At 36.5% G+C, this 21,170-nt stretch carries 22 protein-coding genes; 18 read left to right on the top strand and 4 right to left on the bottom strand.

From position 1 onward, the window contains the following. Positions 1–4 precede the first annotated feature (4 nt). From ACPDG9_RS01360 to ACPDG9_RS01335, 6 genes are all read left to right on the top strand, one after another. On the top strand, positions 5–1,630 hold the full coding sequence (locus ACPDG9_RS01360) for a pyruvate dehydrogenase complex dihydrolipoamide acetyltransferase (protein ID WP_430526052.1): 1,626 nt from the start codon (positions 5–7) through the stop codon (positions 1,628–1,630). Between the two features lie 117 nt (positions 1,631–1,747). Continuing rightward, positions 1,748–2,695, top strand: a complete 948-nt coding sequence (locus ACPDG9_RS01355; protein WP_430526051.1) for a M28 family metallopeptidase — start codon at positions 1,748–1,750, stop codon at positions 2,693–2,695. A gap of 1 nt (position 2,696) precedes the next feature. Continuing rightward, positions 2,697–3,374 (top strand): SDR family NAD(P)-dependent oxidoreductase, encoded by a 678-nt coding sequence (locus ACPDG9_RS01350; RefSeq protein WP_430526050.1) that lies wholly within the window; start codon positions 2,697–2,699, stop codon positions 3,372–3,374. An 11-nt stretch (positions 3,375–3,385) separates the two neighbouring features. Next, positions 3,386–4,006: a SprT-like domain-containing protein gene (locus ACPDG9_RS01345; protein WP_430526049.1), complete on the top strand. Its 621-nt coding sequence runs from the start codon at positions 3,386–3,388 to the stop codon at positions 4,004–4,006. Positions 4,007–4,019: 13 nt separating this feature from the next. Further along, the gene (locus tag ACPDG9_RS01340; RefSeq protein WP_430526048.1) at positions 4,020–5,090 is read left to right on the top strand and encodes a mannose-1-phosphate guanylyltransferase; all 1,071 of its coding nucleotides are present in this window, start codon (positions 4,020–4,022) and stop codon (positions 5,088–5,090) included. A 47-nt stretch (positions 5,091–5,137) separates the two neighbouring features. Next, positions 5,138–5,857, top strand: a complete 720-nt coding sequence (locus ACPDG9_RS01335; RefSeq protein WP_430526047.1) for a sterol desaturase family protein — start codon at positions 5,138–5,140, stop codon at positions 5,855–5,857. A gap of 78 nt (positions 5,858–5,935) precedes the next feature. Here the strand turns inward: ACPDG9_RS01335 and purE are convergent, their stop codons facing one another. Together purE and ACPDG9_RS01325 are read right to left on the bottom strand one after the other, a co-directional pair. Next, positions 5,936–6,418 carry a 5-(carboxyamino)imidazole ribonucleotide mutase gene (gene purE / locus ACPDG9_RS01330; RefSeq protein WP_430526046.1) on the bottom strand — a complete coding sequence of 161 codons (483 nt, stop codon included), beginning with the start codon at positions 6,416–6,418 and terminating at the stop codon, positions 5,936–5,938. Between the two features lie 3 nt (positions 6,419–6,421). After that, on the bottom strand, positions 6,422–7,576 hold the full coding sequence (locus ACPDG9_RS01325) for a 5-(carboxyamino)imidazole ribonucleotide synthase (protein WP_430526045.1): 1,155 nt from the start codon (positions 7,574–7,576) through the stop codon (positions 6,422–6,424). Positions 7,577–8,224: 648 nt separating this feature from the next. Between ACPDG9_RS01325 and hpt the strand changes: the two genes are divergently transcribed. From hpt to ACPDG9_RS01270, 11 genes are all read left to right on the top strand, one after another. After that, positions 8,225–8,758, top strand: coding sequence for a hypoxanthine phosphoribosyltransferase (hpt, locus tag ACPDG9_RS01320; protein ID WP_430526044.1), 534 nt, complete (start codon positions 8,225–8,227; stop codon positions 8,756–8,758). A 33-nt stretch (positions 8,759–8,791) separates the two neighbouring features. Then, positions 8,792–9,367 (top strand): adenylate kinase, encoded by a 576-nt coding sequence (locus ACPDG9_RS01315; protein WP_430526043.1) that lies wholly within the window; start codon positions 8,792–8,794, stop codon positions 9,365–9,367. Positions 9,368–9,419: 52 nt separating this feature from the next. After that, positions 9,420–10,421 carry a GTPase ObgE gene (obgE, locus tag ACPDG9_RS01310; RefSeq protein WP_430526042.1) on the top strand — a complete coding sequence of 334 codons (1,002 nt, stop codon included), beginning with the start codon at positions 9,420–9,422 and terminating at the stop codon, positions 10,419–10,421. Positions 10,422–10,595: 174 nt separating this feature from the next. Further along, on the top strand, positions 10,596–12,914 hold the full coding sequence (locus tag ACPDG9_RS01305; protein ID WP_430526041.1) for a putative monovalent cation/H+ antiporter subunit A: 2,319 nt from the start codon (positions 10,596–10,598) through the stop codon (positions 12,912–12,914). Then, positions 12,895–13,335, top strand: a complete 441-nt coding sequence (locus ACPDG9_RS01300; RefSeq protein WP_430526040.1) for a Na+/H+ antiporter subunit B — start codon at positions 12,895–12,897, stop codon at positions 13,333–13,335. The genes ACPDG9_RS01305 and ACPDG9_RS01300 overlap by 20 nt, the downstream gene beginning before the upstream one ends. 19 nt (positions 13,336–13,354) lie before the next feature. Further along, positions 13,355–13,708, top strand: coding sequence for a Na+/H+ antiporter subunit C (locus tag ACPDG9_RS01295; protein WP_430526039.1), 354 nt, complete (start codon positions 13,355–13,357; stop codon positions 13,706–13,708). Next, positions 13,705–15,216 carry a proton-conducting transporter membrane subunit gene (locus ACPDG9_RS01290; RefSeq protein WP_430526038.1) on the top strand — a complete coding sequence of 504 codons (1,512 nt, stop codon included), beginning with the start codon at positions 13,705–13,707 and terminating at the stop codon, positions 15,214–15,216. Before ACPDG9_RS01295 ends, ACPDG9_RS01290 begins: the two co-directional genes overlap by 4 nt. Positions 15,217–15,222: 6 nt before the next feature. Beyond that, positions 15,223–15,708 (top strand): Na+/H+ antiporter subunit E, encoded by a 486-nt coding sequence (locus tag ACPDG9_RS01285; protein WP_430526037.1) that lies wholly within the window; start codon positions 15,223–15,225, stop codon positions 15,706–15,708. Next, complete coding sequence (locus ACPDG9_RS01280; RefSeq protein ID WP_430526036.1) at positions 15,705–15,980, top strand: monovalent cation/H+ antiporter complex subunit F; 276 nt, start codon at positions 15,705–15,707, stop codon at positions 15,978–15,980. Before ACPDG9_RS01285 ends, ACPDG9_RS01280 begins: the two co-directional genes overlap by 4 nt. Beyond that, positions 15,973–16,377 carry a monovalent cation/H(+) antiporter subunit G gene (gene mnhG, locus ACPDG9_RS01275; protein ID WP_430526035.1) on the top strand — a complete coding sequence of 135 codons (405 nt, stop codon included), beginning with the start codon at positions 15,973–15,975 and terminating at the stop codon, positions 16,375–16,377. The genes ACPDG9_RS01280 and mnhG overlap by 8 nt, the downstream gene beginning before the upstream one ends. A gap of 53 nt (positions 16,378–16,430) precedes the next feature. Beyond that, the gene (locus ACPDG9_RS01270; protein WP_430526034.1) at positions 16,431–18,581 is read left to right on the top strand and encodes a S46 family peptidase; all 2,151 of its coding nucleotides are present in this window, start codon (positions 16,431–16,433) and stop codon (positions 18,579–18,581) included. Positions 18,582–18,690: 109 nt separating this feature from the next. Here the strand turns inward: ACPDG9_RS01270 and ACPDG9_RS01265 are convergent, their stop codons facing one another. Both ACPDG9_RS01265 and ACPDG9_RS01260 read right to left on the bottom strand, forming a co-directional pair. Continuing rightward, positions 18,691–19,062, bottom strand: coding sequence for a hypothetical protein (locus ACPDG9_RS01265; RefSeq protein ID WP_430526033.1), 372 nt, complete (start codon positions 19,060–19,062; stop codon positions 18,691–18,693). A gap of 3 nt (positions 19,063–19,065) precedes the next feature. Then, positions 19,066–19,509, bottom strand: coding sequence for a DUF4190 domain-containing protein (locus ACPDG9_RS01260; RefSeq protein WP_430526032.1), 444 nt, complete (start codon positions 19,507–19,509; stop codon positions 19,066–19,068). Positions 19,510–19,785: 276 nt separating this feature from the next. On the opposite strand from ACPDG9_RS01260, the gene ACPDG9_RS01255 reads away from it, so the two are divergent. After that, positions 19,786–21,138, top strand: coding sequence for a UDP-N-acetylmuramate--L-alanine ligase (locus ACPDG9_RS01255; RefSeq protein ID WP_430526031.1), 1,353 nt, complete (start codon positions 19,786–19,788; stop codon positions 21,136–21,138). The last annotated feature ends 32 nt before the right edge of the window (positions 21,139–21,170 follow it).

Raw genomic sequence — 21,170 nt, 5'->3', positions numbered from 1 at the left:
TAATATGGCAGAAGTAATTACAATGCCACGCTTAAGCGACACCATGACAGAAGGTGTTGTTGCAGCTTGGTTAAAGAAAGTTGGAGATAAGATTTCTGAAGGAGATATCCTTGCTGAAATTGAAACAGACAAAGCAACAATGGAATTTGAATCTTTTTATGAAGGTACATTGTTATACATTGGATTACAAGAAGGGGAAGCTGCTCCAGTTGACTCGCTTCTTGCTATTATTGGAAAAGAAGGTGAGGACATTACTGCTTTAATCGGTGGAGGTGTAACTCCTGCTGCTGAGAAAGTTGTAGAAGTAGAAGCTCCTAAAGCAGAAAAAAACACTACTGCAGCACCAGCTATTCCGGCAGGTGTGAAAGTGATTACTATGCCTCGTTTGAGTGATACGATGACAGAAGGTACAGTAGCTAGTTGGATTAAAAAAGTAGGAGATAAAATTGAGGAAGGCGATATTTTAGCTGAGATTGAAACAGATAAAGCGACAATGGAATTTGAAGCTTTTGAATCAGGAACGCTTTTATACGTTGGAATACAAGAAGGTGAATCAGCGCCTATTGATAGCGTTTTAGCTATTTTAGGACCTGCTGGGACGGATGTTACTGCATTAGTAGAAAGTGCTAAGAATGGTGGGGCTGTTACTGAAACCGCAGAAGTAGCAGTAGAAGCACCAAAGGCCGTTGAATCAACTACAGTAGCAGCTGTGACTGAAACGGCTACAGGAGGAAGAGTATTCGTTTCGCCTTTAGCTAAGAAAATAGCGGAAGAGAAAGGAATTAACTTGAATCAAGTAAAAGGAAGTGGTGAAAATGGGCGTATTATTAAACGCGACGTTGAAAACTTCGTGCCTAGTGCTGTTCAAGCTCCTACCGCGACGGCTGCGCCGGTGGCTCAAGCTACTGCAAGTGTACCAGAGGTGAAACCTTTTATTCCTGCAGGAGAAGTAAGCTTCGAAGAAGTGAAAAACTCTCAAATGCGCAAAACAATTGCACGTCGTTTAGCGGAATCTAAATTTACTGCTCCTCACTATTATTTGACAATCGAAATTGACATGGATAACGCTATGGCTTCTCGTAAGTTGATCAATGAGATGCCAGATACAAAAGTGTCGTTTAACGATATGGTTGTGAAAGCATGTGCTATGGCTTTGCGTAAGCACCCACAAGTAAATACACAATGGACAGATAATGCTACAATTTACAACAACCACATTGCGGTTGGGGTTGCGGTAGCAGTTGAGGATGGGTTAGTTGTACCTGTATTGCCTTTTACAGATCAAATGTCATTAACACACATTGGAGCTAAAGTGAAAGAATTGGCAGGGAAAGCAAAGACCAAAAAATTGACACCAGCGGAGATGGAAGGAAGTACATTTACGGTTTCAAACTTGGGAATGTTCGGAATTCAGTCGTTTACGTCAATCATTAATCAACCAAACTCTGCTATTTTATCTGTTGGTGCTATTGTAGAGAAACCGGTAGTGAAAAACGGACAAATTGTTGTTGGTAATACGATGACTGTTACGTTAGCTTGTGACCATAGAACAGTTGATGGTGCAACAGGTGCGCAATTCTTACAAACGCTAAAAAGCTATATTGAAAACCCAGTTACTATGCTGGCGTAGTCAACGTACATAGGATAAATTTAAAAAGCTTGCATATTGCAAGCTTTTTTTGTTTTTTTAATACAAACTAAAGCTAAATTACTGTAAAATAACAAGTGTATTTTGTATTTTTGAGGCATGTTTAAAGTGAAATATTTTAGTTTTTTAGTCGCGATTGTCGCTACCTCTTGTAGCGTATCATCCAATTTGTCGAATGAATCCCAACAAGAGGTTTCTTCGGTAAAAATTAACACAACCTTGAATTATTTGGCCTCTGATGAACTATTGGGAAGGGATTCAGGACATGAAGGCAATGTGAAGGCTGCTGCTTACTTGACAAAGGAGTTAAAGGAGTACGGGATCCTGCCTTATTATGAAAGCTATGAGGACAAGTTAACCGCTGTTGAAAATACGTGGAATGTGGTGGGGGTAATTCCAGGATCAGATTCGAAATTAAAAAATGAAATCGTTGTTCTTGGAGCACATTATGATCACATTGGTATTCAGAAACCCGTTGAAGGTGACTCTATTGCCAATGGAGCAAATGACAATGCTTCAGGCGTGAGTATTCTGTTGGAATTAGCGCGTAATTTGGCTCAAAAAGACGTAAAACGCACTGTTCTTGTCTGCTTTTTTACTGCAGAAGAATTAGGGCTTTTAGGTTCTGAACACTTAGCAAAGCGGTTGAAAAATGAAAATGCAAATGTTGTGCTCATGCTGAATTTTGAAATGCTTGGAGTACCGATGCAACGGGAGTATACTACGTTTATTACGGGCTATGATCAAAGTAATTTGGCAGAGAAAATAAATACAATAGCAGGAGAGAATCTCGCAGGACGATTTGAAGATGCTGAAGAAATGCAGCTATTTATGCGTTCGGATAACTATCCGTTTTATCAGGCTTATAAAATACCAAGTCAAACATTTAGTTCCTCTGACTTTGAAAATTTCATATACTACCATCATGTCAAGGACGAAGCCCATTTGATGAATGTGCCTTTTATGACGGAACTAACAAAGAAATTTGTTCCAGTCGTAGAAAAATTGATTAACTTACCTTCTGGTGAAATTAGATTGAAAAACTAAAATGAAACATATTATTGTTACAGGAACAAGCCGTGGTATCGGTTTAGAAACTGTTAAACTCTTAGCAGCTAAAGGACATAAGGTGTTAGCTGTTTCTCGTAAAAAATCTGCTGAATTAGCAGTGCTAGAAAATGTAACTTGTTTGGAAATGGACCTTACCGTTGAAGCTGATTTACAACAGGTAAAAGAGTATATCGCTACACAGTGGGGGCATATTGATATTTTGATCAACAATGCAGGTGCTTTGGTAAACAAACCCTTTGAAGAGATCACGCAAGATGAATTTGAATGGGTGTATAAAGTAAATGTATTCGGACTGGCTCGTTTGGTTCAGTTGTGTATTCCTTATTTTGTAGTGAATAGTCATGTTGTTACGATTAGCAGTATGGGAGGTGTTCAAGGAACAATGAAGTTTGGCGGCTTAGCGGCCTATAGTTCAAGCAAAGGAGCAGTGATTATCCTAAGTGAACTCTTGGCAGAGGAATACAAAGAGAAAGGGATTGCCTTTAACATAATTGCATTAGGTGCAGTTCAAACAGAAATGTTGGAAGAAGCGTTTCCTGGCTATCAAGCACCTTTGATGCCAGAAGAAATCGCTGAATATATAAGTGAATTTGCACTTACGGGAAATAAATATTTTAATGGAAAAGTACTACAAGCATCTAGTACCACCCCTTAAAAAAAAGTATATTGATTAAGATACTCAAGCCTTATTTACCAGAAGCAGCGCTAGAGGCAGCCTTTGAATTAATTAAGCATTACCATATTCATTTAAAAATTGTAAATGAAAGGGTAACGCGTCATGGGGATTATACTCGAGGATTGGATGGGAAACATTTAATTACTATTAATTCCAATCTGAATCCCTATCGTTTTTTAATGACATTAATTCACGAGATTGCTCATTTAGTGGCTTTTCAAAAATATGGACGCCATATCAAACCCCATGGAGTAGAGTGGAAACAAACGTTTCGCTTGCTGATGTTGCCCTTTTTAAGACCAGAGGTTTTTCCTGATCGATTATTGCCACTTTTGGCTAATCACTTTCGAAATCCTTCTGCAAGTAGCGATACAGACGAACGCTTATCTATAGCGATGAAGATGTACGACACTGTTGTGAAAGGGAGTAATCATTGTTTTGTGTATGAAATTCCCTTGGGGAGTCATTTCAAAACATACAATGGTAAGGTGTTTAAACGAGGTCCATTGCGTGTAAAAAGATTTGAGTGCTTGGAAGTAGCAACTGGGCGATTATTTGTATTTAAAGCAAATGCCGAAGTTGAAATGATGACACATTATGTTGTAAAATAAGAAGAAGAATAGTATGAGTTCGAATTATTATGCTGTTGTAATGGCGGGAGGAGTTGGTTCGCGTTTTTGGCCAGTAAGTACTCCGGAATTCCCTAAACAGTTTCACGATATGTTAGGATCAGGTGAAACCTTGATTCAAAAAACATTCTCGCGATTGTCTCAGTTAATACCCAAAGAAAATATCTTGATATTAACACATGAGAATTACAAAACAATTGTACAAGAGCAATTGCCTTCAGTAGAACCCAATAATATCATTTTAGAGCCTGCGATGCGAAATACCGCTCCGTGTATTTTGTATGCAGCTATGAAAATTAAGAAGCTAAATCCCGATGCAGTTATGGTCGTTGCACCTAGTGATCACTGGATTGAAGATGAGCTTCAGTTTATATCTAATTTACAGCGTACATTTGACGTTTGTGAACGAGATCAAGTTTTGATGACGCTAGGTATTTTACCTACATTTCCCAATACAGGATACGGGTATATCGAATTTAATAAACTCGATTCTCGCCCAATTAAAAAAGTGGTTCAATTTCGTGAAAAACCAGATTATGTAACTGCGCGAAAATTTATTCAAAGTAGACATTTCTTGTGGAATTCAGGGATTTTTGTTTGGAGTGTTGGAGCAATTCTAGAAGCATTTTCTAATTTCCAACCCGAAATGACAGCGCTTTTTGAATCGGGTTACGATTTGTTTAATACTGCAGAAGAAAAGACTTTTATCGATGAGCATTATTCGAAAGCTGATAATATCTCAATTGATTATGCAGTAATGGAAAAAGCCAACAATGTGTATGTATTACCAGCTACATTTGATTGGAATGATTTAGGAACATGGGGATCGTTATATGAAAAGCTGCCGAAAGATATTTCGGATAACGCTGTAGTAAATGCTGATGTATATTTCAATAATGCAACGAATAATATTGTGCGTACGGATAAAGGAAAGCGCGTAGTAATTGATGGGTTGAATGACTATATCGTTGTGGATAAAGAGGAGATATTATTAATCTATCCCAAGAAAAAGGAACAAGAAATTAAAACCGTTAGCCAATATATCACGGCTAAAAAAGAGAAATAAGAAAGTCCTTGGCACGCCAAGGACTTTGTGTTTTGAAGCCAAACCGTATGAGTGCAATTGAAAACATGTTAAACCAAACGTATACCTCCATTTTTCTTTGGGCTATGGGATTGAATTTGGGGCTATTGCTTGGATCTTTAGCCTTCTACTCCATATGGCATCGATTGAGGGGGAATAAGATTCAGGTCAATGTGTATCAACCTATTGTTGTTTCTGATGTTGTTGCTGTAGGTTCTACTTTAATTTGCAATGTAATTGTCTTTGTATTCGGTGCTTTCTTGTGGAAAGAAGGATATTTAAGCGTAGATTTTACTACAAAGCACACAGGTGTACTAGTAGGACAGCTTTTACTTCTGATTTTAATTATCGATCTATTGATGTATTTTTTTCACAAGCTTGCGCATGTAAAGCCATTCTATGCGCTTATACATCAAAAGCACCATGAGCATATTGGAGTAAATGCGTTGAGTCTATTTGTACTAAGTCCGTTGGAGGCTCTTGGTTTTGGTTTGATGCTTATGGCTGTCTTGTTTGTTTATCCCTTTCATTATCTTAGCGTGGGTTTGTATTTTGTAATAAACGTCTTGTGGGGAACAATAGGTCACTTTAATCGCGTAGGAAAGGTTTCTTCCAAGGGGTGGAGTACTTGGTTGGGTACAGCAAGTTTTCACAATAAGCACCACATTGAGCCACAAAAAAATTTTGGTTTTTACACCACTTTTTGGGATCGACTGTTTCGTACACATCAGACGAAAACCGATAAGTAAAAAGAAAATAAAAAAAACCAGCAGTTTAGTAAACTACTGGTTCTTTGTGTTGTACAAGGCTAAAAATCGCTAGTACTCTTATTTTTTTAGATTTTCAGCAGCTTTTAAAACGGCCTCTCTTAATCCATTTTTATAAGCGATCATTTTATTGCGAATTTCTTCATTTTGACTTCCCAAAATTTGTAGGGCTAATAGACCTGCATTTTTTCCACCATTTAAAGCAACGGTTGCTACAGGAACTCCACCGGGCATTTGCAAAATAGAAAGCACACTATCCCATCCGTCAATGGAATTGCTTGATTTTACAGGAACTCCAATTACAGGAAGTGGAGACATCGATGCAACCATACCTGGTAGATGAGCTGCTCCACCCGCACCTGCAATAATAACTTGAATTCCCCTTGTGTGTGCATGAGAAGAGAAGTCTACTAATTTCTCTGGCGTGCGATGTGCCGACACAATGTCAACTTCAACTTCAATACCAAATTCTTTAATTATATCGATTGCGTCTTGCATGATAGGCATGTCTGAAATGCTGCCCATTACTACTGCTATTTTCATAATTTATTGACTGATTACTTTGATCGTTTCTTTTACTTTTTGAGCAATTTCTCTCGCTTTGTCCATATCGCTATTGACAATGGTTACATGTCCCATTTTGCGGAAAGGTCTCGTCTCTCTTTTTCCATAGATATGAGGTGTAACACCAGGAATGGCTAAAATTTCATTCATGCCTTCGTAGTATACCTGTCCAGTATGTCCTTCAGCTCCTACTAAGTTAACCATTACGCCCGCAACCTTACTGTCTGTGTTTCCTAAAGGTAAATCTAAAATCGCTCGGATGTGTTGTTCAAATTGAGAAGTGTAACTTGCTTCAATAGAGTAATGTCCTGAATTGTGCGGACGTGGCGCTACTTCATTGACCAAGATTTCGTCGTCTTGTGTTTGAAACATTTCAACAGCTAATAATCCAACGTGGTTAAATTTCTCCGAAACAGTTAATGCAATGGCTCTGGCTTTTTCGGCAACAGTAGCTTCAATGCGCGCAGGACAAATAACATATTCAACTTGATTGGCTTCTGGATGAAATTCCATTTCTACAACAGGAAATGTTTTAATCTCGCCAGAGGCAGAACGCGCAACAATTACCGCTAATTCATTTTTGAAGGGAATCATTGTTTCAGCGATGCATTCCACCTCAGGTAGTCCTACTAAATCATCAAGTGTACGAACTACTTTTACGCCATTTCCATCATAGCCAAATTGAGCCGATTTCCATACGAAAGGAAGTGCTACACGTTGTTCAGTAGCCGCTGTTACTAAATCTGCTTTTGTTGTAAAACGCGTATAAGGTGCAGTTGGAATACCGTGTGTTGTATAGTAATCTTTTTGTTTTCCTTTATGCTGAATCAAACGCAAAGTTTCGGGTGAAGGATAAACTTTTATTCCCTCTTTTTGTAATTGATCCAACGCTTCGAGGTTGACACCTTCAATTTCAATGGTTAAGACATTTACTTTTTTTCCAAAGCGATAAACCGTTTCATAGTCCATAAGATCTCCTTGAAAAAACTGGTGTGCACCGTATTGAGCAGGCGCTTCTTTACTTGGATCTAAGATGTAAGTAGCAAGGTCAAACTTGCGTGTGTCGTACAAAAGCATTTTGCCTAATTGTCCACCTCCTAAGATTCCCAAGCGAAAATCAGTTGAATAATAATTCATTGTGTTGTTGTAATTGTGTTTGTGCAAAGATATACTAATTCACATGGTGAACATCTATTAGCAACAAAAAAAGTAGAGATCTCCTGTCAAAAAAGAGTATAGAAGTAAGTAGTAGACAGGAGCTTTCGTGTAGTAGTGGAAAGTATTGATTTTAACATATATTAGTTTCTATTGCTTGGTATTACGAGTAAAGTATAGCGTATTTTGGGGGTTGGTGATTTTGTTAATGTGAAAATAAACTTAAAATACTTCTTGTTTAGTTAAAAAATTAACTTATATTTGAAGCGATATAATTAAGGTATATTGTATTAAAAAATAATATATACCCTTGATCTGGTGTATAAAAAGTAATCTTAACAATAAAACTTATTAGCTTTGGTTTTAGAGTTAGATTGAATTAGTTTGTTTTAGACGTGGCGTTTGCAAAAGCGCTGCGTTTTTTTTTGATACAAGTGGACTGCAATAAAGAACAATTGACTTACTTCAAGTACAGGGAATGGTTTACTAACCTTACGCCGTGTAAAAGAGAGAAAAGCAAAAAGCGAAAAAATACAAATACAAGGATAAAATGTTTAGAATTCATCTGTTAAGGAGTACAAATGTGGTGTTTCTTTTTTGTATATTTGCAAATTATCAATTCAATTGTGTATGGAGATTCAAGTTTTAGACAAGACTTTTGTTCCTTTCATTTCAGAAAAACAAATTCAAGAACGTTTAGGGGAAATAGCAAGCGATATTTTGCGAGATATGAATGGTGAGGTGCCTATTTTTATAGGTGTTTTAAATGGCTCTTTTATGGTTGTTTCCGATTTAGTGAAGCAGTATAAAGGGCAATGTGAAATGAGTTTTGTAAAAATGGCTTCTTATATTGGAACACAGTCCTCTAACCAAGTGAATCAACTTTTGGGGTTGGACATTGACGTAACAGATCGACGTGTTATTATCATTGAAGACATCGTAGATACAGGTAATACATTGGTGGCTTTAAAGAATCTTTTCGAACAACAGCGCCCAAAAGAGGTGAAAATCTGTACGTTGTGTTTGAAGCCAGAAGCGTATACGAAAGATATTAAACTGGATTATGTCGCTTTTGAAATTGAGAATAAATTCATCGTTGGATATGGGATGGATTACGATAAACACGGAAGAAATATTCCTGAAATTTATCAAATAAAAGAATAATAAACATTAACAGCATAAATAAAGTATAGTAGCATGATTGCAATAGTTTTATTTGGAAAACCTGGTGCGGGTAAAGGTACACAGGCAGAATTTCTTAAAGAAAAATACAATTTAACTCATATTTCTACTGGAGATGTGTTTCGTTATAACTTAAAAAACGGAACAGAATTAGGGAAACAAGCCAAAGTTTATATGGATAGAGCGGAATTGGTGCCAGATTCTATTACAATTGATATGCTTGCAGATGAAGTAGAAAAAAACATGGATAAGGCAGGGTTCTTATTTGATGGTTTTCCACGTACAATTCAGCAAGCAGAAGCTTTAGAAGCTTTATTACAGAAAAAAAATATTCGTTTCGTTGGAACAATTGGCTTAGAAGCTGATGATGATGTGTTGGTACAACGTATTTTAGAAAGAGGTAAAACGAGCGGAAGAGCAGACGATCAAGATGAGCAAATCATCAGAAGTCGCTACGAAGAATACAACGAAAAAACAGCTCCATTAATCGATTATTATACTGCAAAGCAATGTTATAATGCTGTTGATGGGATTGGGTCAGTTGAAGAAATTACAATGAGATTAAGCGGCGTAATAGACCGTTTAATCTAATCGATTTTTTAAATCGAATAGAACAAATCAAAGAGAAGGTAATATATAAAAGATGACTGAAGGGAATTTTGTAGACTACGTAAAGATTTATGTAGCCTCTGGAAAAGGTGGAAGAGGTTCTACGCATTTGCACCGAGAAAAATTTATTGAAAAAGGAGGTCCTGATGGTGGAGATGGTGGACGTGGAGGTCATGTCTATATTGTAGGTAATGAAGGTTTGTGGACGCTATATCACTTGAAGTTCATGCGCCATATCAAAGCAGGTCATGGAGGTGATGGAGGAAGCTCTAGAAGTACAGGAGCAGATGGAGAAGATAGAATTATTGAAGTGCCTTTGGGAACAGTGGTAAAAGACAAAGAAACAGGAGAGGTACTCTTTGAAATTACAGAACACAACGAAAAGCGAATTTTAGGTAAAGGTGGTAAAGGTGGTTTAGGAAACTGGCACTTTAGAACATCAACTAATCAAACACCGCGTTACGCTCAACCTGGAATGCCTGGTGAAGAACTAGATATTATCCTTGAATTAAAAGTCTTAGCCGATGTGGGATTGGTAGGTTTTCCAAATGCAGGTAAATCAACTTTGTTGTCTGTGTTAACCTCTGCGAAACCAAAAATTGCAGATTATCCTTTTACAACGTTGAAACCTAATTTAGGAATTGTTGCTTATCGCGATTTTAAGTCTTTCGTTATTGCCGATATTCCTGGAATTATTGAAGGTGCAGCGGAAGGAAAAGGATTAGGACACTATTTCTTGAGACATATTGAACGAAACTCAACCCTTCTTTTTATGGTGCCTGCTGATGCTGATGATATTAAAAAAGAGTATGAAATTCTCTTGGATGAGTTGAGAAGATATAATCCAGAAATGTTAGATAAAGATCGACTTTTAGTCATAACAAAAGGCGATATGTTGGATGATGAGTTGAAAGCCGAAATGAAAGAAGGATTAGATAGCGACTTGAAAGGTGTGCCTTATATGTTCATATCTGCGGTAGCAAATCAAGGTCTTCAAGAGTTAAAAGATAGATTGTGGCAAATGTTAAATAACTAGCCCGTTAAAGCGAGATTTTAAAATCTCGCTTTTTTTATACATATAATTTGGAAAACTTGGTTATAGTTTTGTTAAAAATTAGCGTGTTATTTGGCTTTTATTCCTTTTTTTTTGATTTTTTTATATATTTACCCTCAGTAGAAATATTTAGAAAAAGAGAAATAAAGCTTATTTATGCTGGTAATTATTTTACTCACTTTTGTACTAGCTTTTAGTACGTTTTTCTTGAAGGGTTTAGGACGTTCTAAGTTTACAGGATTATTAACTTTACTACCATTCAGTTTATTCATTTATTTTCTATCCTTTATACCTCAAATCAAATCGGGAAAGGAAGTTATAATGTTTAGAAACGAATGGGTACCTTCCTTAGGTATCGCTTTTGACTTCAAGTTAGACGGACTAGCCTTGTTGTTTACTTTGTTGATCACAGGTATTGGTACACTTGTCTATTGGTATGCTTCTTATTATTTAAAGGGGCATATCTATATTCATCGCTTTTTTGCCTATCTAGGGCTGTTTATGGGCGCTATGATAGGTGTCGTACTTTCAGATAACTTAATTTCTTTATTTGTATTTTGGGAGTTAACGAGTATCACCTCTTTTTTCCTTATTGGTTTTAATAATGAAGATGAAGATTCCCGTAAAAGCGCACTTTGGGCCTTGGGAATCACAGGGCTAGGTGGTTTCTTTTTGCTTTCTTTTGCTGCTGTAGTAGGAAGTATTGCAGGAAGTTATTCAATTCACGAGTTGCTTACTCAAGCAGATGTTCTAAAGGAACACGCTTCTTATGGAATCTTGTTGTTCTTCTTATTTATGGGAGCTTTTACAAAATCTGCACAATTTCCCTTCCATTTTTGGTTACCTGGAGCGATGAAGGCCCCAACGCCTGTATCTGCTTATTTGCATTCTGCAACAATGGTTAAAGCGGGAATTTATCTTTTGGCTCGTTTTACCCCCGTATTAGGAGATCACCTCTATTGGAATACTACGCTGCAACTTGTAGGAGGATTAACTATGTTATTTGGCGCAATTCACTCTGTATTCAGAAAGGATATGAAGGGCATCTTAGCATATACAACTATTTCGGCTTTGGGTTTAATCGTGTTCTTACTTGGAGTGGGATCAGAAAAAGCGATTTATGCTGCAAGTATTTTTATACTCGTCCACGCGTTGTATAAAGCGACGTTGTTTTTGGTAACAGGAACTGTCGATCATCAAACACATACCCGTGATATTGCCCATTTAGGAGGCTTGCGCAAAACAATGCCTACACTGTCAGTCGCAGCATTAATTGCGGCTTTGTCAAGCGCTGGGATTCCGTTGACCTTCGGGTTTATTGGAAAAGAAATTATTTATGAAGCAACTTTTACTTACCCGATTAATCAATGGGCTTTGGTTTTTACTGGAGTTGCTGTCTTAACTAATGTATTCTTGACGGCTTCGGGTTTCCTAGTGGGAATAAAACCATTTTTTGGAAAAGTAAAAGAAGCGTGCCAAGATGTTCCTAAGCCTTCCTTACAAATGTGGTTACCCCCGTTTGTTCTCGCTATATTAAGTCTTGTTTTTGGCGTATTACCCCAATGGATTAATATCGAAATCATCTCTTCTGTGGCTAGAGCGGTAGGAGGTAAGCCGATTGAAATGGAATTGGCTATATGGCATGGGTTTAATGAGATTGTTGCACTAAGTGCAGGAACTATTGTGTTGGGTACCACTTTGTATTTTGTATTTAAAGGATATCAAAACTCACTAGAGTTTGTAACGCGCTTTTACAACTTATCTCCTCAACATGTCCTCGGTTATATCATCGAGAAATTTAGATTATTTGCCTATGCTTATACTCGTTTGTTTCAAAGTGGATATTTGCGTATTTATTTGATGGTAATAATTGTATTCTTTATTGGACTTGTAGGGTATAAGCTGTTTGCCGATGTGCCTTTGCGTGTTAATACAGAAGACTTATCTGAATTTAGAATATACGAATTAGTTGTATTTCTAATTACTGTTATTGCTATTTTCTTTGCGATCCATACTCCATCGCGTCTCTCTGCCATTGCAGCTACTGGAGTAGTAGGTTATTGTATCTGTTTGATCTTTGTATTTTATGGAGCACCTGACTTAGCAATGACCCAATTTGCTATCGATACGCTTACAGTTGTACTATTCGTATTAGTCTTGTTTAAATTACCTGGGTTTTTAAAATTGAGTAATCGACGTATACAGTTTAGAGATGCCGTTGTTTCGATTGCTTTTGGAGGGTTGATTTCATTAATAACACTCCAAGCTTTAGTATCTCCTGCTGATAAGGAAATTAGTCGTTACTATGCCGAAAATGCCTATGTCTTAGCAAAAGGTAAAAACGTCGTGAACGTAATTCTAGTTGACTTTAGAGGATTTGATACTCTAATTGAAACCATTGTACTGTCAATCGCTGCATTGGGAGTATATGGTTTATTAAAATATAGAACGAAAGATGAAGAAGCTTCCGAATAAACATCAGGTATTAGATACCACAATCTTGCGTACGGCAACCAATTATTTATTGCCGTTGCTAATCTTGTTCTCGTTGTTTGTATTACTGCGTGGGCATTACCTATCAGGTGGTGGTTTTGTCGGTGGACTCATTGCTTCTATCGCCTTCGTTTTACACTCTTTTGCCTATAGTACAAAGCAAACGTTGGCCTTGTTTCAATTTTCCCCTATGCGTTTAATAGGAATCGGCTTATCAGTCTCTATTATAAGTGCACTGATCCCTGTTTTTGTAGGATTACCTGTGATGACTGGAGTTTGGTTTGCAGAATCAGTAGCAGTTATCGGTGCAGTAGGAACTGCGTTGTTCTTTGATATAGGAGTATACTTGGTTGTAATTGGTGTCGTCTTGACGATTCTATTTACAATCGCTGAAAATGTTTAATGACTAAAGAAAACGTTACATGGAATTATTACTAGTCGTTTTAGTAGGTATATTATATTCTGCGGGCATTTATTTAATGTTTCGTCGAAGTATGGTCAAATTGCTTCTTGGCTTGATGATGTTAGGGAATGGAGCAAATATCCTTATTTTTTTAATGGGTGAATTGACCAAAGGAAAGGCGCCTATCATTGATGAAGAACATGCACAATTCTTTGATGCTTATGCTGATCCCGTTCCTCAAGCCCTGATCTTAACTGCAATTGTAATTAGCTTTGGCCTAACCGCTTTTGCTATTGTACTCTTGAACAAGGTATATAGCACAACAGGAACAGATGATTTAGATTCCCTTAATATTCAAGATTTAGATATATGATTTCAAACTTCATATTAGCGCCCATATTTGCTCATATGTTTACCGCGGTAGTCTTATTGATCTTTTGGAAAAATGTAAAAATTCAAAAAATAATAAGTATCGTTGGGAATAGTATTGCTTTTCTCCTGTGTTGGAATTTGTTTACCGCCACTTGGGAACATGGTGCAATTACCTTGCAGTTAGGAAGCTGGAAAGCTCCCTTTGGTATTACTTTCGTTGCTGATACATTAAGTGCTGTCATGGTTCTTCTTACAGCCACAGTAGCATTAGCTGTGGGGATATATTCAACATCCGCTATTAACATTAGTCGAATCAAATACGGGTATTTTATTATTTTTCACTTCCTCATCATGGGATTGTTAGGAGCCTTCTTAACAGGGGATATTTTCAATCTGTATGTGTGGTTTGAAGTTGTAATTATCTCTTCTTTTGTATTGTTAACTTTAGGAGGAAAGAAAAGACAAATGGAATCTGCTGTCAAATACGTTACAATGAATATGTTGGCTTCGACCATTTTTTTGACTGCAATCGGAATTTTGTATGGGATAACAGGTAGTTTAAATATTGCCGATCTAGCACATCAAGTCGCTATTGTAGAAAATCGTGGATTAGTAACGGTAACTGCTCTGCTTTTCTTCGTGGGATTTGGAATTAAATCAGCGGTTTTTCCAATGTACTTCTGGTTGCCTTCGTCTTACCATACACCGCCCTCTGCAATTGGGGCTATATTTGGTGGATTGTTAACCAAAATGGGGGTGTATTCCATGTTTCGCGTATTTACCATTGTATTCCAACCCGATGATTTTGTATTAGGTGTCTTTGTTGTGATTGCTATTCTGACTATGATCAGTGGGGCTTTAGGGGCAATTAATAAGAGAAATATTAGACGTATACTTTCTTATTTTATCGTATGTCACATCGGATATCTTATTGCAGGCTTCGGTCTGTATACCGAGTTGGCATTTGTAGGTGTTATATTTTACCTCATTCACGATGTAATTGTAAAGAGTAATCTATTTATGATGAGTGGCTTGATTCAAAAAATCAGAGAAACACAAGATATCAACCGATTAGGAGGGTTGTACAAAGATTACCCCAAATTGTCGATTCTCTTTGCTGTTATTTTGTTTTCTTTAGTTGGTATTCCCCCATTATCTGGGTTTTGGCCTAAGATTATGCTCTTTCAAGAAGCTTTTCGATTAGAACAGTATGTCTTGTTAGGAACATTAATCTTTGCTAGCTTCATAACATTATTTATTGTAGCTCGTATTTGGTCAGAAGTGTTTTGGAAAGATTTACCGAAACCTAATAGTGAAGAAATTGACCATTTTGCTCCTTTTGTGAGCTCAGGTAAAGTAGCACTGATTTTACCCGTTGCTGCTTTAGCTGGTGTGTCACTGTTCATTGGGTTAAATGCTCCTTTAGTATTTGAAGTTTCAGAACGTGTTGCACACGAAATGATGAATCCTTCGATATACATCGAATCAGTTTTACAAGGTATAAAATAAGATACTATGTTAAAATACTTTTTACTTAATATATTATTGACGTTTGTTTGGGTAGCTCTAACAGGACAATTAAACTATGCAAACTTCTTTTTTGGAGGTATAGCCGGTTTTTTTATCCTTTGGATGTTGACTAAAACTTCTTCGAATAAAGCGGATAAAGAATATTTTTATCGCGTACCCAAAATTTTGGTGTTTATCCTGTACTTTTTTGTCGATATGCTTCAAGCAAATTTACAAGTAGCTATTGACGTGATTACACCAAATTATCACACGACTCCGGGGATCATTAAATATGAAATTGATGCGAAAACCGATTTCGAAATTACCATGTTAGCCAATATTATTGCTTTAACCCCTGGGACAATGGTTATCGATATTGCCGACGATAAAAGTCATATCTTTATTCATACGATGTACTTGAAGGATAAAGACAAGTTTATTCAACGCATGAAAGAAAGAACAGAAAAGAAACTATTAGCTATATTACGATGACAGTAGAGAATTATTTGATTTATGTTGTAATGCCCATTATCTGCTTGTCCTTAATATTGATCTTTATTCGATTTTTAAAAGGACCAGCGGTGGTTGATCGCGTAGTAGCTATTGACTTGCTTATTACCGTTGGAGTTGGATTTATTGGCTTGTTTAGTCTAATCACCAATAACCCTATATTTTTAGACGTTGCTGTCATTATGGCGTTAATCGCTTTCTTGAGTACCGTCGCCTTTTCGTTTTACCTTGATAAAAGAGAAAGAGATGACTGATTTGCTTATCATGATACTAAGTACCTTAGGTGCAATTTTTATTCTAATTGCTTCAATTGGTATATTTAGAATGCCCGACTTTTATACGCGCTTATCCATTACTATTAAAGCAGCCACTTTAGGGATTGGATGCATCTTAGGGGCTGCCGCAATTCACTTCGCTGAGTTTTCAATTACGACCAAAGTGTTCGCTATTGTTTTTTTCCTGTTTATTACCTCCCCTGTAGCTGCCTTTTTGATTGCTAGAACAGCATATATGACAGGTGTTAAATTGTGGAATAAATCGGTAATTGACGAGTTGAAAGACAGATATGGCTTCGACGATTGTAAAGAAATGGATGCCAAAAATATAAACGCAACGACAAATTGCGAGAAAAATGACGAAGAGAAGGATTAATTATTTTGTTTATTAAACTATCTTCGCAAACTAAGTAACATACTATTATAATTATGAAAAAAATCGTTCTATTACTGACTGCATTTTTATTAGTTGCGCCTGTGAAGTTAAAGGCAGACGAAGGAATGTGGTTTTTAATGTTCCTTGAGCGTTTGAACCAACGCGATATGGAAAAAATGGGATTACAGCTTACAGCTGAAGAAATTTACAGTATTAATAACCATTCATTGAAAGATGCAATTGTGCAGTTTGATGGTGGGTGTACTGCTGAAATAATCTCTAATCAAGGTTTAGTTTTGACTAACCACCACTGTGGTTATGATAAGATCGCTAACTTATCTACTCCAGAGGATGATATCTTAACTAACGGATTTTGGGCTAAAGATAAAGCAGCTGAAAGACCAGCTAAAGGTCTATCTGTTCGCTTCTTCGTTCGTATGGACGATGTAACAAAACGCATCTTGAGTGTTGTTAATGGTCAAATGTCTGAAGTAGATAGAGAGAGAGCAATCAATAAAGAGATCGCTAAAATTCAAGAAGAAAATAATGAAAATGGAAGATATACAGTATCTGTTAAATCCTTTTTCCAAGGAAATGAATTTTATTACTTCGTATACGAGGACTATAATGATGTGCGTTTAGTAGGAACACCTCCAAATAGCATTGGTAAATTTGGTGGTGATACAGACAACTGGGAATGGCCTCGTCATACAGGAGATTTTTCTATTTTCCGTGTATATACAGATAAAGAAGGAAACCCTGCAGAATATGATGCAGCTAACGTACCAATGGTACCGAAACACGCTTTACCTGTATCTATTGCAGGGATCAAAGAAGGTGATTTCTCTATGATTTTAGGTTATCCAGGTAGAACTAACCGCTGGATGCCTGCACAAGGGGTAGAGCAAAATATTAAATATGCTTATCCAGCTTGGGTTGAAGGATCTAAATTAGGAATGGATGTCATGAAGAAACACATGGCAAAAGACGACGCTGTCCGTCTAAACTATGCTTCTCAATATGCTGGTGTAGCAAACTATTGGAAAAATAGACAAGGAATGATCGATGCTTTAAACCAACATCAAACGGTTGCTACTAAAACAAAAGCAGAAGAGAACTTCCAAGTATGGGCGAATAAAAAAGAAAATAAAGCGAAGTATGGTGATGTTATTGCTAACATCAACGCATTCTATAGCGCTACAAATGAAAAATCACGTCACGATAACTACTTAATGACGTTATTGCGTACATCTGCTTTGGCTGCAACTCCTTATCGTTTATCAGGAGGAATTGAAGCATATACTAAGGGTGATACAAAGAAAAGAAAAGAAATGCACGATGATTTCATGGCTTATGTGAATGAAATCTATGAAGGACAAAATGAAGAGCTAGAAAAAGAAATGCTAGCTAAACAATTGGCTTTATATGCTACTAAATCTACAGGATACGCTATCACTCCTTATATCGCTGAAATTGAGAAAAAATACAACGGTGATTTTACTAAATTTGTAAACGAAGCTTTTGAAAAAAGTATCTTCGTAAATAAGGATAGAATTAATGCGTTCTTAGCAAACCCTTCTACTACTTTTGAAAATGATCCTTTATTGGAGTTGTCTATCGCTATCATGGAGCAATACCGTGCAAAAAGTGATGAGTTAGTAGGATTAGAAGACAAGTATCAAAAAGCATATCGCTTGTTTGTTGACGGAGTTAGACAGAGTAATCCAAATGGAAAATACTACCCAGATGCAAACTCAACGTTGCGTTTGACTTATGGTACAGTAAAAGGATTGCCTAGAGGAGCAAAAGTAAATGATGCAAAAGAAAACTGGTATACGACGTTAAAAGGTACAATCGCTAAACACGTTCCTGGAGATGACGAGTTTGAGGTACCTCAAAAATTAACTGACTTGTACAATTCCAAAGATTATGGAGTATATGCAGATAAAGAAGGTCACTTGCCAGTAAACTTCTTAACAAATCACGATATTACTGGAGGTAACTCAGGTTCTCCTGTATTGAATGGTAAAGGAGAGTTGATTGGTTTAGCTTTTGATGGAAACATTGAAGCAATGGCTGGAGATGTTATCTACGATCCAGAATTGCAACGTACTATCAACGTTGATATTCGCTATGTATTATTCATTATCGACAAATTTGCTGATGCAAAACACATTGTTGACGAAATGAATGTAGTAAAATAAGAAGAATAAAAAAGCAGTAGTTGAAGAACTACTGCTTTTTTTATAAAGCAAATGGAAACCCATGAAAAAACAGTTTAAAAGAGTACTCTTTTAAACTGTTTTTTTATTTCTAATTTACACCTAATAAAGGAATAAAAGCGTATAAAAAGAAGATGCTCAATATGACAATGTCAAGGTATGCCATCCAGTTTTTATACAGTCGTAAGGGAAGTAATAACAAAGCCCCTCTTGAACAACCTACATAGGCAAAAAACAAGAAGATAGTATAACTATAAGGATTAATCAAATCGTTTTTACCTTTTAACAGCGACATAAAGTCTCGAGTCAAACCTCTACTTCTGCAAAGTGATTCTGGCAATCCCTCGCAAGAAGAACGAATACTTAATGCGGTAGAAGTGGTTGTGTTTAAGAAAAGGATATAGCCAAATAAACACAAGATAAATACAAAAAAAATACAATTGATGATCCTATAGTTCTGCACGACTTATTCCGTTATTTGCTCTTCTAAAAGGTATACGTCTTCTTGATCCTGAAGTGAGTCTTCTTCAGTACCTTCTTCGTTGTAATACGGATAATCTTCCGTTGACATATTTTCCATTTCTTTTTGCATGTCATCGATGTTCTTAATTGCTGCTGTTGTTACGGTAGCAAATAAAGCTCCCCAAGCAAGAATGATGACGAAACTGATCGCACCAAGAACTAGTCCGGCAACACCTAAACCTTTAGGTTCGTTGTTTTTCTTTGCACTAGAAATGGTTAAAATACCCAATACAATGGCTACAACTGCAACAATAAGTGCAACAAGCCCAAAACAAGGGATAAATGATGAAGGTAAAGCAATGATACCCGCAACAAGAGCTAAGATACCTAAAACTTGTGTATTGCCACTTTTTTGTGACGGTACGGGTGGTGGAGTGTAATTGTCCATAGGGTGATTTTTTGTTAAAAAATTTTGACGAAAATACGATATATTTTTTCTTAATTATTATTTAAATAGTAAAATAACGGTTAAGGAGGTAATTTGAAAATAAGGTTGATCGAGAGCAGGAGCTGTATCGGGGGAGAAGTTGTAAAAGAAAACATACAAGTAGCAATAAAAATACAGCGGTTATTTTTCTCGATCGTCTTGTGAAAGTATCCTGTTTTTTAGTAATAATATTGTAATTTTAACCTCCAATAAGAATTGAAGTAAAAAAGATATAGAATGCGTATACATTTTATCGCAATAGGTGGAAGTGCCATGCACAATTTAGCTCTAGCCTTGCATGCAAAAGGTGATGTTGTAACAGGAAGTGATGATGCTATTTTTGAACCATCAAAAACAAGGTTAGCTCAACAAGGTTTATTGCCTAAACAAGAAGGTTGGTTTGCTGAAAAGATCACTGCAACTATCGATGCCGTGATTTTGGGCATGCACGCTAAAGAGGATAATCCAGAACTGATCAGGGCAAAAGAATTAGGCTTAAAGATTTATTCTTATCCAGCGTTTATTTATGAACACGCTAAGAATAAAACTAGAGTTGTTATTGGAGGGTCACATGGAAAAACAACCATTACTTCGATGGTGTTGCACGTGTTGAATTATCATGGTGTGGAAGTTGATTATTTGGTAGGAGCACAGTTAGAAGGATTTGATCGAATGGTCAATTTAACTGATGAAAATGATTTTATGCTCATTGAAGGGGATGAATATTTGTCTTCGCCAATTGATCGCCGTCCGAAGTTTCATCTATATGAACCTAATATCGCTTTGCTAAGTGGTATTGCTTGGGACCATATTAATGTGTTTCCAACATTTGAAAATTATGTGGATCAATTTCGAATTTTTATCGATAAGATTACCAATGGGGGCATCTTAATCTACAATGAAGAAGATGAGATTGTAAAGCAAATTACAGAAGAGAGTAACAATCCCATTCGGAAATTGCCTTACACAACCTTAGAAAATGAAAGTGTTGATGGTGTAGCTTATTTAGTAACATCAGAAGGACCTATGCCTTTGGAAGTATTTGGACAACATAATATCAACAATATTAGTGGTGCAAAATGGGTATGTCAAAATATGGGAATAGATGAGGACGATTTCTTTGATGCGATCACAAGCTTTAAAGGAGCTTCAAAACGCTTAGAGAAATTGTATGATGAACAAACGACAGTTGTATATAAAGATTTCGCCCATTCACCGAGTAAGGTGAAAGCTACCATGAAAGCCGTTCGAGAGCAATATCCAAATAAGCAGTTAATCGCGTGTTTAGAACTTCATACTTATAGTAGTTTGAATGCTGATTTCTTATCCGAATATAGAGGAAGCCTAGATGTCGCAGATCAAGCAGTGGTGTTTTATTCTTTAGATGCTTTGAAGATTAAACGCATGCCTGAGATTACAACAGAACAAATGCAAAAAGCTTTTGAATTGCAAGCGTTGAAGACTTATACAAATGCTGAAAATTTTAAAACCTATATTAAAAACTTAGATCTAAAAGACAGTGTTTTGTTATTTATGAGTTCAGGAGATTACGGTGGACTGAACTTAAATGAATATGTGCAAAATTTGTAATAATAAAAAAATCCTTTCAATGAAAGGATTTT

Source organism: Myroides sp. C6-3 (assembly GCF_050522425.1).
In the GTDB taxonomy this organism is placed as follows: Bacteria; Bacteroidota; Bacteroidia; order Flavobacteriales; family Flavobacteriaceae; genus Flavobacterium.
The sequence above is the reverse complement of the archived record's forward strand: the minus strand, read 5'-3'. Positions and strand labels throughout refer to the sequence as shown.